Here is a 15,692-nt window from a genome sequence, read left to right as displayed (position 1 = left end):
CTATGCGTTTCAGTTCTCCTGTGCTATTACTCCTCATCGCAGTTGCCGGGGCATCCTGCGGATTTCACCTGCGTAATGCCGGGCTGAACTCGACACAAAGCTTTTATGTCGAAGGCATGCCTTACTCCGATCCGTTGGTATTGGATATTACAAAAGTGACGGCTACGGCTGGCGGTCAGGTTACTGCCAATCTGGCTAAAGCGGACGGCGTGATACATATACATCGCGCCGTCGCTAACAGACGCGGCATGACATTGAGCCAGTTCGGACAAACAACCATGTACGAGTTAAGTTATCGCGTGGTGTATGATATACGGTCTAAATCCGGTGAAATACTGGTGCCGCAACGGGATCTGGAAGTCGTGAGAGACTACTATAACTCGCAAACATCGCCACTTTCGCAAGCCCAGGAAGAAGGCGTGATTCAGCAGGAAATGCGCGTGGAGGCGGCACAGTTGTTGATACGTCAAACCATCAACGCGCTGGATCGCAAGAAATCACAACCGACACAACCACCGGCGCAACCCCAGTGAAACTGAATCTGGAACAGTTGAAAGCCGGTTTGTCGAAGACCCTGTATCCGGTTTATCTGGCGGCAGGCGACGAGCCGTTCCAATTGGGAGAAGCCATGGATGCGGTGCGCGCCGCCGCCAGCGCGCAAGGCTATTCCAACCGCGAGATTTTTTCCGTGGAAACGGGGTTCAAGTGGTCAGGATTTGCCGTCGCGAGCGAAAGCTATTCACTGTTTGGCGATAAACGCATTCTTGATGTGCGCTTCAACGCCAAACCGGATAAGGAAGCGAGTCAAATGCTGGTCAACTATGCAGCGCAAATCCCGGAAGATACTTTGCTGCTGCTGACGCTGCCGCGTTTAAGCAACGACGATTTAAAAAAATCGGCATGGTTTGCAGCTTTGGAGCCCAAAGGCGTTTTTGTGCAAGTCTGGGCGTTGCATGGAAAGGAGCTGATGAGCTGGCTGGAGCATCGTATGAGTCATTACCAGATGCTGGCGGACCGATCCGGTTTATCGATACTGGCTGCGCGCATAGAAGGCAACCTGCTGGCGGCCGATCAAGAGCTGCAAAAACTTTTCATACTGTATGGCGCAACGCGTATCGACGACGACATGATGCGTCGGGCGATTGCCGACAGCGCGCGTTACGATATCTACGATTTGACCGATGCCGCACTGACCGGCAGCGTCGCGCGTATCAGCCGAATTCTTTTCGGTCTGCGCGCGGAAGGGGTTGCCGGACCCGTCGTGCTGTGGGCGCTGACGCGTGAAATCCGTGCGCTGGACGAACTGGGCCGGGCAAGCGCGCAAGGTGAAAACGTGGAAAGCGTCTGCAATCGCCTGCGGATATGGAATCCGCGTAAAACGGCTCTGATCAAGGCGTTGCAACGCAGCGACAGCATGCACAGGCAGACACTGATGCTGTCTTCAGCGCGGGCGGACCGCATGATCAAGGGCATGGCGAACGGCAATGTCTGGGATGCGTTGCAGGACATCAGTCTTGCGCTGGCCGGTATGCCGCAATCGCTATTACAACCGACGGATTTACTCATATGAACGATACGGTATCTTCAGTTATTTTACGCTTGGGCGAGCGGGCAGGAATTGCGGCGCGCAGGCTGGTAGGGGCGCAGACCGCACAAAAAAACCTGGCGCTGGAAACTATAGCCGGGCGACTGGAAAAAGCGCAGGCGGACATCATTGCTGCCAATCGGGCCGATGTCGCCGCGGCGTGCGAAAGAAGGCTGGATGCCGCGGCAGTCGAGCGTCTGGAACTGAACGAAAAACGCATAAAGGCCATGGCTGACGGTTTACGGGAAGTTGCGGCCTTACCCGACCCGGTCGGCGAGATAAGCGGTTTGACCTACCGTCCGTCGGGCATACAGGTCGGACGCATGCGCGTTCCGCTCGGCGTGATCGGCATCATTTACGAATCGCGCCCGAATGTGACCGCCGACGCGGCGGCGCTTTGCCTTAAATCGGGCAACGCCTGCATACTGCGTGGCGGCAGCGAAGCCATTCACTCGAATCGCGCCATTGCCGCGATCATACGCGCTGGATTATTGGAGGCCGGGTTGCCGGAGGATAGCGTGTCTTTGGTCGATACCACCGACAGGAACGCGGTAGGCGAACTGTTGCGCCTGGATAAGTATATCGACGTAATCGTACCGCGCGGCGGCAAAAGCCTGATCGAGCGCATCATGGCGGAGTCGCGCATTCCGGTGATCAAACACCTGGACGGCATCTGCCATGTCTACATCGACGACAAGGCGGATATCGATAAAGCCCTGTCCATCGCCTTGAATGCCAAGACCCAGCGTTACGGCGTATGCAACGCGATGGAAACGCTGCTGATCGCAGAAGGCATCGCCGCAGCCGTTTTGCCGCCGCTGGCGGAGCAACTGCGTGCCAAAGGCGTGGAGTTGCGCGGCTGCGAACAGACGCGCTCGCTGCTTTCCGGTTGCATGGCCGCGACGGAAGAGGATTGGGCTACCGAATATCTGGCGCCGATACTGGCGATACGCATCGTGAACGATATTGAGGAGGCCATGGCGCATATTCAGCTATACGGTTCGCATCATACCGACGCCATCGTCACCGAGGATTACAGCCGCGCGCGACGCTTTTTGCGCGAGGTCGATTCATCTTCGGTCATGGTCAATGCCTCAACGCGGTTCGCCGACGGTTTCGAATACGGCCTTGGAGCGGAAATAGGCATCAGTACCGACAAACTGCACGCGCGCGGGCCTGTCGGTCTGGAAGGATTGACCACGCAAAAGTTCATTGTGCTCGGCGATGGGCAGGTGCGCGCCTGAGGGGCGGGATACCCTCAATTCGATACTGCTTCCAGCAGCCTCGCATTGGTGCGCTCGCCGAACAGACCGATCAGCAGCGCAATCAGCATCATGCATGCCGCTATGAAAGCGAATACGAACATGATGCCGTACTGCAACAGCACGGTAATGATCGAAGTTGACGCAATGACGCTCAAACGGCTGATGCTGTAGGTAAAGCCGACGCCGGTGGCGCGTATCGGCGTAGGAAACACTTCGGCTTGATAAGCATGCAGCACAGCCGAGAACCAGTATGAGAAAAAGGTTATCGCAGCCCCCGTTAAAATAATCTGCAGTCCGCTTTGCGCATAGGGAAAGGTGATGCCGCTGAGAGCCATCAGCAGCGGCAGTATGACCAGGGCGTATTTGCGTTCAATGCGTTCCGTTGTCAGCACACAGAGTATCGGTCCCAGCGGGCTGACCAATGCAATCCAGAAACCGTAATCGAGCGACTGTTCAAGGCTGTGACCTTGCGTCAACATGAACATCGGCGCCCAGTTGGCAAAGCCGTAGATACCGACAGTCTGTAAACAATGGAATACGGTCAGTACCAGCGTGCGTTTTCGATAAGGCCGTGACCATAGCGTTTTTATGCTCGCCTGAACAGGAGTCGCGGATTGCCGGGTCGAAATTTGCGTCGCCGATGGCGAGGGCAGGGGAGAATCCATTTCACGTTCAACATCCTGCTCTATCTGTCGCATGATGCGTTCAGCCTGTTCATAACGGCCTGTCGACGCGCACCAGCGCGGCGATTCCGGCAAATTACGCCGTAAATACCAGACCAGCACCGCGCCCGCACTGCCTGTAACCATGACCCAGCGCCAACCGTCCAGCAACCAGTTGGTTGGAATCAGTAGGCTGGATAGCCCGGCGACTACCGGTATCGCAGTGAAACCTACAACCTGGGTAATGGCGACGTAACGGCCACGCAGTCTGCCGGGTATTATTTCCGTAACGTAGCTGTCGATCACCACCAGTTCGGCGCCGATACCCAGGCCCGCCAGGAAGCGCAACGCAATCAGCTCCCAGGCATTGTGGGAAAACGCGCCGAGTAGCGTAAATACTGAATAAATCAGCAACATGAACATGAATGATGTGCGCCGCCCAAAACGGTCGCTGCCTATGCCGAACAATACGCTACCCGCGAACATGCCCAGAAACCCCGATGAAATCATCAGGCTGAACTGCTGTATGTTTAGAAAACCCGAATTTTTGAGCGCCGCGCCCAGATAGGCCATCATGAATATGTCATAAAAATCGAACCAGCCGCCCAGTGATACCAGGGTTATGAAGCGCCGGTGAAATCCTGAAACAGGGAGTCTCTCGATACGAGCGGCAATCTGCGCAACCTTATCTTGATGTACAGTGGTCTGATGATTCATATTTTGTGTGGAATAGTGGTTTTGTTGCCGCTTGATTCGGGAAACAGGAAGTTGACTGAGCGTGTATCAGAGGTCAGGCATGGCGCACACCAAGAAGGCAGTCTTAAGTTATAATCTTTATAAATACTACTAATAATATGTAACACCGCCTTCAGAGACATCATCATGAACAAAACTGCCAAACTTGATATTGACGGTCACATCTATGAGCTACCCCTTATTGAGGGCACTGAGGGTGAAAAGGCGCTGGATGTGGGACGATTACGCGCACAATCAGGCTACATCACATTGGACCCTGCATTCGCAAATACCGGCGCATGTCAGTCCGCGATCAGCTTTATAGATGGAGAACTGGGTACTCTTCGCTATCGGGGAATAGATATCGCGGAGCTGTGCGAAAAATCGACTTTCATGGAAGTGTCTTATCTGTTGATTTACGGACATTTGCCCGGTGAGGAAGAATATACGCGTTTCAAGGAAAAAGTACATCACCATTCATTGATTCATGAGGACATGAAAAGTTTTTTCACGTCCTATCCCGGACATGCTCATCCCATGGCGATTCTTTCGGCGATGGTGTGCTCCTTGTCGGTTTACCATCCTGAATTGCTGCAACCCGAACAAAGCGACGAGGATCGTGATCAAACCATTACGCACCTGTTGTCCAAGGTGCGTGTTTTGGCCGCCTTTGCCTATAAGCGGTCGGTGGGCGAAGCATTCGTTTACACGCGTCCCGAGCTGGATTATCTTTCCAACTTCATGCATATGATGTTTACGACGCCGATGCGTCCTTTCGAGCCGGATGAAGTGATACGCAAGGCGCTTGATGTGCTGTTTATTCTGCATGCCGACCATGAGCAGAATTGCTCGACCTCTACGGTGCGTATGGTCGGTTCTTCCAAAGCCAACCTTTTTGCGGCATTATCCGCCGGTATTTGCGCATTATGGGGGCCATTGCATGGCGGAGCCAACCAAGCTGTTATTGAAATGCTGGAGTCGATACATGCTTCCGGCAGCGGCACCAAACGCTATGTCGACATGGCGAAGGATAAAGGAAACCATTTCAAACTAATGGGATTCGGACATCGGGTTTATAAAAAATACGATCCGCGTGCGGCTATCATCAAGAAATATTGTGATCAGGTACTGAATCATCTCGGCATCGATAATCCGATTCTTGAAATAGCCAAGGAACTCGAAGAAGCCGCGTTAACCGATGACTATTTCATAGAACGCCAGTTATATCCCAATGTCGATTTCTATTCCGGAATTATCTATCGCGCGCTGAAGATACCGACCAACATGTTTACCGTCATGTTTGCTCTGGGGCGTTTACCGGGGTGGATCGCGCACTGGAAAGAACTGGTTGAAGATCCGGGAATGAAAATAGCCCGGCCCAGACAGATATACACCGGTAGCCGGGAACAGCAGTATTTACCGATAGATGAACGCTGATGATTAAGCTCAGGCGCGCTTTTAAATAAATAATGCGAAAAATTATTGCAATGGGGAGGAGGAATGATGAGATATTTTGCTGCGGCCTTGATGATGTTTTTCACCAGCGTTGCCGATGCCGAATGGTATGTTATGAGCAATGTCAGTGATGACGGGTATACTTATTATCTGGACCCGGCCACTATCGAAAAAAACGACAATATTTCCAGGGTATGGGAGCTGGTTGATTATTTTGAAATACAAAGTCAGGACAACGACAAATTCATCTCCGAAAAAATATTGCGCGTTTATGACTGCGATGCGGACAAATCCAGTATTGAGTCCATTACGCAATATGCCGGACGCATGGCCGGTGGAAAAATCGTCTGGTCGAATACCTACAGAGATCCTATCTGGCGTACCGTGGTAAAAGATTCGCTTGGCGAATCCTTGTTAAGTATCGCCTGCCGTCGTTAAGCCGGAACACATTTACGGGGCATCCGGCCGGGACGAGAGAGGCAACGATCCACGAGCCAATGCCTCTCGAATAATATTATTCTTTAAATATGAACGAATAAGTGGCAAGTATTCAGGACTCAGTTGCGTGGAAAATGTCGTTAGCTCGCCTCCCAGCCCTGAGTCGAGCAGTGTGACGAAACAAGAGGATATTATTTGACGTTGGCGAGGTAGACGCACTTGGTACAGGGTATCTGTTTGTTCAACAAACTGCCATTCGTCGCGTATCTTGTAGATCACCCGCGGCAGCAAGGCGCATGGCATTTTTACCAATGGATCGAAGGTTAAACCGTAGCCGCATTCGGGGCAAGGGATGCAACCTCGGTGCCCGCTCTTCCTGCTCCATACAACCGAATAAGGAATCCTCGGTAACGTCAGGGCTGCTTATCAATAACTTCTCAAAAAGTTGATTGGCCGATTTTACTTCATCCCCGCCCTGTAAACCGTATCGGTTGGGGGGGGGCCATTCTGCTAATGAACGTGAGACTTCTGTTGATCGTGACGTCTGTACCATATTCATCCGGAGTCTTGTTTTGGTATGAGCTCAGAAAAAAATACCAAAAAAGGAAAGCCGGATTCATTGTTGAATTCTCATATAAATGAACTTAGCCTGACGACCCGTCGCGGCTTCCTCGCCGCAGGCGTTGCGGCAAGCGCTGCTTTTTACATGCCTGACGGCATAATAGCCGAAACCAAACCATCGGATAACAGCAACAAATCCACCGGCAACTTCACTAATAATATGAAGTCTTTATTGAAGAATGTGGACGTTTATTTTCCTGGAGATGAAAATTATAGCTTATTTCTGAAAAGCTTGTTTTCAGCGGAAGCCGCTCATAATAAACCCAGTGCAATAGTATGCCCAAAAAAACATGAAGATATAATGCAGTTTATCAAAATTGCTGCCGAAAATACCCTGAGGTTTACTGTTTGCGGCGAGGGACTTAGTTCGTTATCCGTGCAAACAGATATGCTTTGTCTTGCTCTTAATGTTCATTACAATAAAGTAGCTGTTGTAAAAATTAACGGAGGTGTTTTTGTAAAAGTACAAGGCGGATCAAAAGCAGGCGACATACTGGCTCATTTAAATACTTACGGTTATCACATCCCTGTTGGCGTATCGCCGTTACCAGGTTTAGGGCTAATTATGCGAGGCGGCATAGGTTATTTATCACGTAGCGAAGGACTGACCTGCGATTATATTTCCCAGGTAAACTTTATTACTGCTCGTGGCGATAATTTTCTTCTTGACGCCCACTGCATCCAGAAAGAACTCTGGAATGCGGTACGTGGCGCCGCGCCAAGATTTGGCATCGTTTCCGAGGTGTATTTAAGCGTTGTGCCAGGAACCAAGGTCGCATTGTCTCGTTTGGTTGCAGATACAGGCGCTCTAAAAAACTGGCTGGAATATTCGGATAAATTGCAGGAAGGAATATCAGCGTCGCTTGTATTGGGCTCTGACAGCGCTCAATATATGAGTCCTGTACTATATGGTTGTCTGGTTCATCAAGGCAGCGATGAAAAAGCTGTCGCCGAATTAAGCCTGGTGCAGAAAAGCATAACGGGAGATGTGAAATCAACATTGCTTGAAGATGCGCATAGAGTTGATTATACGGAAATACCCGCATTCGATGTACCTCTGCGAGACTCCGGGGAGTTTGGTGATGACGCGATTCCCATCGTAAAAAGTTACTTGATTAAAAACTCAATAATTAAAAACATGAGCGCTGTATTGTTGGATGCGCTGCGCACGGCTCCGAACCAGTTTTGCCGGATTGACTTGCAACACATTGGCGGCAAGGTGCGCCGAATTAAAAATGGCTCTGTTTTTTGTGGGCGAGACGCCGACTGGAATATAGTAGTGACCGGATTTTACTATACGCATTCATCACCCACAGAAGCTGCGCAAGCCATTGCGTGGGTTAAAAACATCATGGACCAGATCAAAACCGCGGTAATCAGCGTATATAGTGTCGAAATAAAAAACAATACTCCCGAGACAAAAGATGAACTGGAAATGGCGTTTCAGGATAAGCTGAAGTTTTTGCATCGATTATCAAAAAAACATGATCCGCTGAATTTGCTCAGTAGTTATCCGCTATAGTTACGATTCATAAAGCTGTCAGGGCATGCCCTTGACAGGGTAGTGAAAAACTCAAAAAACCCACTAGATCTTGTGCCTCACCATCCAGTTAATACACAACGGGCGGTATGGCAATCGAGTTTTTCACCACCCTGTTGGACGAAGCCGCTACGCGGAGAAACAGCCCATCCCCAGCAAGTTCGCATTCCAGTGCACGCTCAAAAAGATGAAAATGCAACCTCATCCCCGGCTCGGGGTTTTTTACTCATGAGGACGTATCGTAATGAAACCACATTTCCCCAGAGATTTCGAACAAAACTATCAAACCCTTCTCAAGCGACTTAAACTCAATGGCTTGCAACCCAAAACGATCGAAGCTTATTCTCGCGCCGTGCGTCGGGCGGGTGAGCGTTTCGCGTTTCAAATTGACGCATTGACCGAACAGCAGTTAACCGATTATTTCGCCGAACTGCTGGCATCCCACTCATGGAGTACCGTCAAACTCGACCTTTATGGCCTCAGGTTTTACTATGAGCATGTGCTGCACCAACCCTGGGTTGCGCCCGATCTGATCAAGCCGCCCAGATCGCAGCAGTTGCCTGATATTGTGACGGTCGAGCAAGCCCAACAAATCTTCGCGGCCACGCGCGTACTCAGTTACCGCGTGTTTTTTTATACCCTTTACAGCATGGGGTTACGGCTCGGCGAAGGACTGCGGCTGCAAGTCGGCGATATCGACGCGACGCGCCAGCGTGTGCATATCCGCGATGCCAAGGGCAACAAGGATCGTTTCGTGCCGCTACCCGCCGCCACTCTGCGGGTACTGCGCCGCTTCTGGCAAGTCCATCGCAACCCGATACTGTTATTTCCCAACCGGCTGGGCGGTCTGAAGCAGGCCCATCGCGCCGTCACGCCGCTCGACCGTGGCGGCGTGCAAAACACCTTGCGTATCGTAACGCAGGCCTGCGGGATTAAAAAAAACTCACGCCGCACAGCCTGCGCCACAGCTACGCAACCCACCTGATCGAAGCGGGCGTCGATCTGCTCGAAGTGCAGCAGATTCTCGGCCATCACTCCATACTCACCACCACGCGCTACACCCGCCTCACCCACCAAACCCAGAACAATGCCAAAGCACGCATCGACGCGCTGATGGATCGGATCGCAATCGGCTGGGGGAAGGTCAAATGATCCGGCTGGCCGACATCATTCAGACTTTCGAAGCCGGGTTTTTGCAACAATACACCGGCCAACTCCTGGCAGGCCAACGCAACGCACTTTCCGCGATCAGGAGCTGCCGCAGCGCCATGAGCCCAAAAATGCAGGCTGAATGCAGCGACTGCGCACATCAAATCCGGGTGCCGCACTCCTGCGGACACCGCAGTTGCCCGCATTGTCAGGCGCACGAATCGCAGCGCTGGATCGAACGACAGGTCGAAAAATTAGTGCCGGGCGACTATTTTCTGATCACATTCACCCTGCCGGCAGAACTGCGCCCGCTTGCCTTGAACAACCAGCAGGCCATATACCCACTGATCCTGCAATGTGCCTGGGACACGATACATAGCTTCAGCCAAAACGACAAAGCGCTGCAAGGCACCCCCGGGGCTGTCGCCGTATTGCATACCCACTCACGCGCACTGGATTACCACCCGCACACGCATCTGGTCGTACCCGCCGCAGCGATTGACAGCAAACGGCGGTTATGGCGCACCAAAAAAGCGAAGTACCTGTTCGACCACAAAGCCCTCGCCAAAGTATTTCGCGCCAAAATGCTGGATGGCATCCGACAAGCCGGGCTGGGCTTACCCAGGCGTTATCCGGAAAAATGGGTGGTTGATTGCAAAAACGTCGGCACGGGCGAAAAGGCATTGGTTTATCTGGGGCGTTATCTGTACCGTGGCGTGATACCGGAAAAGAACATCCTCCGCTGCGAAAACGACCAGGTGACGTACCGCTATCAAAACAGCAAAACCAAAAAGATAGAGCGCAGAACGGTCAGCGGTGTCGCGTTCTTACGCATGATACTGCAACACGTTCTACCCAAAGGCTTCCGCCGCGCCCGCAACTTCGGCTTTTTACATCCCAACAGCAAACGGCAGATCAAACTGCTGCAATTGCTCTTGAATCGGATACCCGATCCGGTATGGGTGGAGCCGAAAAAACGCCCGACGCTATGCTGCCCTTGTTGTGGCGGGGAAATGAAGATCGTGCGCACCGGCATCAAACCGGGATACGACCGCTTCACAATGGCGGAGGGAGCAGGATAGCGGGCAGCAACAGCGGAGATGAACATGTAATCGCACCCACCCACCCGCGCGTCCCGTTACCGGCTCTGACTTCAGGCGCTGAAGGACGCGGCTGGCCTGAAAATGGTCTAAACCGGGAGAATTCCACAGGGAAAGCTCGGTTCAATAAAAGCGTTGCTGCAACGGCAATGATGAAAAGGATAGAAAGGGCGCGAATGATGACCGAGCGCCCTCGAAAACCGAACTGCCCCAAAAGCTATTTCCATAGGAACCTCGTATCAACCGGGCTCGTCCAACAAACGGTTCAGATTGTGGCTCGCTTCGCGATCACAATCTAACCTTACTCGTTAGGCGTGGATGCCAAAAAAATGCTGTACTTCTAATAATTTGGTTTACAAAGTCCTGAATCCGTGGTGGTTAGAGTCAACAGTATGATTTTATAAGAAATTCACCTTTATTTTGGGTGAAGCAAAAAGCGCCGCATCCATATGAATTATAAGGCTATTCCGAAAATAGACCTCGAATTCAGGAAAGTGGTATGGTGATGGCATATTCTCATCAACAACGCCGTGACCGCCAAATCCGTGGGTAAAGTTCAGAGCCCCGAGGGGGAAGAGTGAAAAAGCCGTCCTTTCAGAAGCACTTTTAAGATTGTGGGCGATAACTCGCATAATGGGCTATTAAGCGTAGCGCTGCGTAATGCGGTGCCACGGGAGCTTAAGAATTCAAGCTTTTTTGCATTGCTGTGTGAATTAGAGCTATCAACCTTGCCGGCAAGAATTTTGGTGGTAATATTAATTACAGCCACGCCAGTTTTGTCCGGCCTTTCTGATGCAACGGCTGAAACAAAACAACCTCTCCAGCAAGGCGAGCCCGTAGCGAAGGCCGGCGAAAAGTCCAAAAGCGGACCAGCTAAACCCCGTGTGCTTAACAAGGGTTTCGAATTTGCTTATCATCAGGAACAGGCCGGAATTTCATCCAACCCGGGAGCTGTCAATGTATTTTCCGGTACGGGAAAACTGGGGCGGATGCTGGGTTTTGGAAAGGATTCGGGCGTACGTTTGGGAGGGGTGTGGATAGGCAATGCGGATATTTTGATGTCGGGTGGCACAAAGCCAGGAGGCGTTACCTTCAACAGCTTGTTTATCGCCGATTTGCAACTGGACCTTGATATTTTGCAGGGCGTCCCGGGAGCGGCCATGGGCGCATCATTTCTGCAGTTTGACGGCCAAAACAGTAATGGCGCGGCAGGCGTTCTAACCGGCTACAACGCTCTGACTCAGGCACCGCCTCTGAACCGGAGCGAACTTTACGAATTATGGTGGCGTCAAACCCTGATGGATAAGCATCTCATCCTCCGTGTAGGGAAAAGTCTTCCAACCGTCGATTTCAATAATGTGATTCAGGCCTTGCAGGTCGAAAATGAAACCCCCTATATTCCTCAGATTACCGGTCTTCTGTTCAGCCCGATCTTTGCAAACGCATCCATCCTTGGCGTAATTCCTGGGTACTACAACTCGGCTTGGGGGCTCACAGTGACCGCCATACCCGACCCTTCATACTATATTTCGTATGGCATTTACGACGGTAGTCTGGCTAACGGACGGCAAACAGGTACGTATGCCTTTCCTTCATTCAACAGCTATTACTTTACCATCGGCGAAGCCGGATATTCTTGGGCGGGGGAGTCTCCGGGGAAAATCGCGGTTGGCGGTTGGGGGCAGAGCGGTACCCTGGTTCACGGAAATATACAGGAAAGCGGAGCGCAAGGATTTTATGCGTTTGCTAACCACAGACTCCGAACGCTAAACCTGGGGAATCGCAGCGGAGCTGTCATCGGGTACCTGCAATATGGCTTTAACAACTCGAAGACGATGATGGCCAATCAATTCGTTGGAGCAGGTTTGACCGGGTTCAATTTGATTGAAAATCGTCCGAAAGATTCGATAGGCGTTGGCATTGCGGTTTCCTGGCTTAATAATCCCCCGGAATCGCAGAGCAACGAAATTATTACACAGGTATACTATCAGGCTCATCTGATCGGCGATATTTTCTTTCAGCCTACTTTTTCCTATGTACCCAATCCGGGCGTTAAAACACCGGCAAACGGTGCTTACCCGTCAGCCACATCGATGATTTTTCAACTGACGGCGCTGTTCTGATCGAGTGTAAAACCCGTTGGCAAGTTACAAATCAGAACGCATTAGCTTGACCATATGAATGTATTTAAGGGAGAATCCAAACGGGAAGTCAGGTCAACTACTATTTTGCGTTGCTTTGGAATCGCAAAAAAACGCCATGAAACGGCGCTCACTATTCACTTGGGAGTATAACGATATGAAGTCGGAAGACAGCGGCACATCAGAACGGACGGATTCATTGGCAGGTATGAATGTTGATAATATTCGCGTGGTAACGCGCCGTAATTTTCTTGCAATGGGAACAGCGGCAACTGCAGGTATTTACCTGGCAGGAAACGAGGTGATCGCCAAAACGCCGGATCACGCCGGCAAATTTCTGGATAAGGTTACTGATAACGTTACAGATCAAGACCGCGAATATATGCGCCAAGCGATCCGTTTGATGCGGCAAGCCGGCGTAACCGACAAAACAGGGGGTCCGTTCGGCGCGGTTATCGTTAAGGACGGCCAGATTCTCGCCGCCACGGGCAATAGTGTCCTTAAGGATAAGGACCCTTCCGCGCATGCCGAAGTCAATGCCATAAGACAGGCTTGCCGTAAAATTGACTCTCACGATCTTTCAGGCGCGGTGCTGTACTCCAGCTGCGAATTGTGTCCGATGTGTTATGCTACGGCGTATTGGGCGCGTATCAGTAAAGTTTTTTTTGCAGCCGCGTGGACCGACTACGACGACCTGTTCGACGATCTGGCTGAAAGTCAGGACATGGCTAAACTTTACTCCAAACGCAAGCTGAAGCCGCAACAAATTCTTCAAGCTGAGGGACAAAAAGTCTGGGATGAATTCCGGAAACTACCTGACGGCGCGCGCTATTGACTCTGTAGACAAAAGCTGCGGCGTGAAATCAAAACTCAAACCGCAGTATTTTTTATCGATTGTGTCGCCATTTTTTGCAAAACCTGAAATTGATGTGTCAACACTTTTCCGGACACAAAGTTAAGCAGTTTTAAACTGCAATTCGTAGTCCACTGGCGACATATACTCGTTGGCCGAATGAAGCCGCTCCCGGTTATAAAAGACTTCAATATATTCAAATATGCTTTGCTTGGCTTGCTCCCGAGTTTTGTAGTTTTCCTGATAAATCAGCTCTGTTTTGAGTGTATGAAAAAAACTTTCCGCAACAGCATTGTCCCTGCAATTCCCCTTACGGCTCATACTTTGCCGAACACCGTATTGCTTCAATAACATCCGATGACTTTCCGATGCGTATTGACTGCCGCGGTCGGTATGCCAGATCAGGCCTTTTTCCGGCTTACGCTTCCAAGCCGCCATCAAAAAGGCATCGTTGACCAACGCAGTGCGCATATGTTCAGCCATAGACCAGCCTACGACTTGGCGAGAGTATAAGTCGATTACCACCGCTAAGTACAACCAGCCTTTTTGCGTCGAAATATAGGTAATATCACCCACGTAAGCTTGGTTGGGCCGCTGGACGCTAAACTGGCGATCCAGAAGGTTGGCTGCAACCGGCAGGTTATGCCGCGAATTCGTGGTCGCCTTGAAGCGGCGCCGGGTTTTACAGCGTAAATCGGCTTGTCGCATCAGGCGCCAAGACCCAAGCAGCGGCAAAACTGAGTGTGATCGATTATTTGGCTTTTTATAATGGCCGCCGGCACACTCAACATTGGGCTATCGGTCCCCGCTCGAATTCGAGCGGGAGTTTTATAGAAACGCTGCCTGAACAGGTGTCCGGTTTTTGTTGAACATTACAACCTGGATCGGTTACGAAAAACGGTCACGATAAACTTGTGCCACTGAGCTCCGTTGCGGCATCTGCGGTAAACTCGCAGAGGGGGAGATCAGCAGAATGGGTGTTTACTTGCGATGGAAATCGCATAACCAGGCTGACGAATACGGCATGGAAGAGCGGGAGAAAGCGCGCTGGCTTGCCGGATGTTAGAATCCATGACCTGAGACACACATTTGCCCGGCGGTTACGGAGCGTTGATGTATCGCAAGAGGATATTGCTGAGCTGCTGGGTCATCGATATGGGACAGTGACGCAGCATTATAGTAAGGCGGCGATTGAAAGGCTGTTTTCCTGCCTCGATAAATTGGCGGATGATGATGGAAACTCCGCAGAAATGGTGCTACTGAGAAAGGCGGGATAATTTAGTGAAACACGCAAAAAAACGCAAGGTAATTTGATCAAAATGTAACTTGTTGTATTATTGGTCGGGGTGAGAGGATTCGAACCTCCGGCCCCTGCCTCCCGAAGGCGGTATTTTCTATAATGACGTATATTAATCAATAACATAAAGATCGGCTTTTCGTTCTCAAACCAAATAAAGCCAAACTACGCCATAGTTAAAACCGGCAAATCTCCGGCAGATGATTTTCGTGTTACTTGCTAAAATATAGCACGGGAGCATCAACAAGAAAGAGCGCGGGCGTGCAACGTGGTTCGCTCTTTCTTGTTGGTGATAAATCCATAAAATCGTAGATTGCCGGACGTAGCCGGGTAATGTCCGGCCACCAACAACCTATTTCCAACCCCCGAAAGACGACACAGCGTTAGACGCCGCAGCTATAGCTGCGCCGATACCGCTGCCGCCCTGTTCGCAATCTTCTTCGATGCCTCTGCTGCGCCCTTTGCCTGCCACGGCTGCTTAACATTAACGAGGACGTCGGATATCGCCGTCGCATCCGCCGCTATCGCGTCAGTCGCGGCCCGTACGTCCGCGAGCGACTGAGCCCCCTGCAACCCGACAATCAACCGGCTCACCAGCGTCAGCGCCATCAGCGCGGCATCGTTCGTGCTGCCGTGTTGCGACTCAATGTCCCCGGCACCGCGCTGTATGACGCCACGCTTTTTATACTTCGCCAGCGCCGCAATGCCTGCATCAAGCGTTGCCTGATCGATCTGCACGGTTTCGCCGGCGAGGATGATGCGGCCGCCTAGCATGATGTCCTGCGCCAATACCTGTTCTGTTGATTCTGCCATTTCGTTTACCTGCTGTTTCTGATTTGATTACGAGGCTG

At 51.3% G+C, this 15,692-nt stretch carries 13 protein-coding genes and 2 pseudogenes; 12 read left to right on the top strand and 3 right to left on the bottom strand.

From position 1 onward, the window contains the following. The first annotated feature begins 2 nt into the window (after positions 1-2). Genes F6R98_RS10870 through F6R98_RS10860 form a run of 3 tightly spaced genes read left to right on the top strand, consistent with a single transcriptional unit; the run spans position 3 to position 2,829 of the window. Complete coding sequence (locus F6R98_RS10870; RefSeq protein ID WP_228124831.1) at positions 3-533, top strand: LPS-assembly lipoprotein LptE; 531 nt, start codon at positions 3-5, stop codon at positions 531-533. Next, a complete protein-coding gene (gene holA, locus F6R98_RS10865) occupies positions 530-1,570 on the top strand; it encodes a DNA polymerase III subunit delta (RefSeq protein ID WP_153249037.1) in 1,041 nt (346 codons plus the stop codon). Before F6R98_RS10870 ends, holA begins: the two co-directional genes overlap by 4 nt. After that, the gene (locus F6R98_RS10860; RefSeq protein ID WP_153249036.1) at positions 1,567-2,829 is read left to right on the top strand and encodes a glutamate-5-semialdehyde dehydrogenase; all 1,263 of its coding nucleotides are present in this window, start codon (positions 1,567-1,569) and stop codon (positions 2,827-2,829) included. The genes holA and F6R98_RS10860 overlap by 4 nt, the downstream gene beginning before the upstream one ends. Before the next feature lie 14 nt (positions 2,830-2,843). Here F6R98_RS10860 and F6R98_RS10855 read toward each other — a convergent pair whose 3' ends face one another. Next, positions 2,844-4,229 carry an MFS transporter gene (locus F6R98_RS10855; protein WP_153249035.1) on the bottom strand — a complete coding sequence of 462 codons (1,386 nt, stop codon included), beginning with the start codon at positions 4,227-4,229 and terminating at the stop codon, positions 2,844-2,846. 165 nt (positions 4,230-4,394) lie between these two features. Here F6R98_RS10855 and F6R98_RS10850 point away from each other — a divergent pair, with 165 nt between their 5' ends. The 8 genes from F6R98_RS10850 (at position 4,395) to F6R98_RS10815 (ending at position 13,526) form a co-directional block, all read left to right on the top strand. Continuing rightward, on the top strand, positions 4,395-5,684 hold the full coding sequence (locus tag F6R98_RS10850) for a citrate synthase (RefSeq protein WP_153249034.1): 1,290 nt from the start codon (positions 4,395-4,397) through the stop codon (positions 5,682-5,684). A 63-nt stretch (positions 5,685-5,747) separates the two neighbouring features. Further along, positions 5,748-6,140 carry a surface-adhesin E family protein gene (locus tag F6R98_RS10845; RefSeq protein WP_153249033.1) on the top strand — a complete coding sequence of 131 codons (393 nt, stop codon included), beginning with the start codon at positions 5,748-5,750 and terminating at the stop codon, positions 6,138-6,140. Between the two features lie 577 nt (positions 6,141-6,717). Beyond that, positions 6,718-8,283 (top strand): FAD-binding oxidoreductase, encoded by a 1,566-nt coding sequence (locus F6R98_RS10840; protein ID WP_153249032.1) that lies wholly within the window; start codon positions 6,718-6,720, stop codon positions 8,281-8,283. A gap of 262 nt (positions 8,284-8,545) precedes the next feature. After that, the gene (locus tag F6R98_RS10835; protein ID WP_153249031.1) at positions 8,546-9,286 is read left to right on the top strand and encodes a tyrosine-type recombinase/integrase; all 741 of its coding nucleotides are present in this window, start codon (positions 8,546-8,548) and stop codon (positions 9,284-9,286) included. Next, complete coding sequence (locus F6R98_RS22465; protein ID WP_153249030.1) at positions 9,259-9,453, top strand: tyrosine-type recombinase/integrase; 195 nt, start codon at positions 9,259-9,261, stop codon at positions 9,451-9,453. The genes F6R98_RS10835 and F6R98_RS22465 overlap by 28 nt, the downstream gene beginning before the upstream one ends. Continuing rightward, the gene (locus F6R98_RS10825; protein ID WP_153249029.1) at positions 9,450-10,532 is read left to right on the top strand and encodes an IS91 family transposase; all 1,083 of its coding nucleotides are present in this window, start codon (positions 9,450-9,452) and stop codon (positions 10,530-10,532) included. The genes F6R98_RS22465 and F6R98_RS10825 overlap by 4 nt, the downstream gene beginning before the upstream one ends. Before the next feature lie 902 nt (positions 10,533-11,434). Then, positions 11,435-12,673, top strand: coding sequence for a carbohydrate porin (locus F6R98_RS10820; RefSeq protein WP_153249028.1), 1,239 nt, complete (start codon positions 11,435-11,437; stop codon positions 12,671-12,673). Between the two features lie 226 nt (positions 12,674-12,899). Continuing rightward, on the top strand, positions 12,900-13,526 hold the full coding sequence (locus tag F6R98_RS10815; RefSeq protein ID WP_194270245.1) for a nucleoside deaminase: 627 nt from the start codon (positions 12,900-12,902) through the stop codon (positions 13,524-13,526). Positions 13,527-13,646: 120 nt separating this feature from the next. Here the strand turns inward: F6R98_RS10815 and F6R98_RS10810 are convergent. Next, positions 13,647-14,258 (bottom strand): annotated as a pseudogene (locus F6R98_RS10810) (IS3 family transposase); the annotation flags it as partial. A 188-nt stretch (positions 14,259-14,446) separates the two neighbouring features. Here F6R98_RS10810 and F6R98_RS22765 point away from each other — a divergent pair. Beyond that, positions 14,447-14,821, top strand: a pseudogene (locus F6R98_RS22765) (tyrosine-type recombinase/integrase); the annotation flags it as partial. A 416-nt stretch (positions 14,822-15,237) separates the two neighbouring features. Here the strand turns inward: F6R98_RS22765 and F6R98_RS10800 are convergent. Further along, entirely contained in the window at positions 15,238-15,654 is a 417-nt protein-coding gene (locus F6R98_RS10800; protein ID WP_153249025.1) for a hypothetical protein, read from the bottom strand. Positions 15,655-15,692: the final 38 nt, after the last annotated feature.

The organism is Candidatus Methylospira mobilis (assembly GCF_009498235.1).
In the GTDB taxonomy this organism is placed as follows: domain Bacteria; phylum Pseudomonadota; class Gammaproteobacteria; order Methylococcales; family Methylococcaceae; genus Methylospira; species Methylospira mobilis.
The sequence above is the reverse complement of the archived record's forward strand: the minus strand, read 5'-3'. Positions and strand labels throughout refer to the sequence as shown.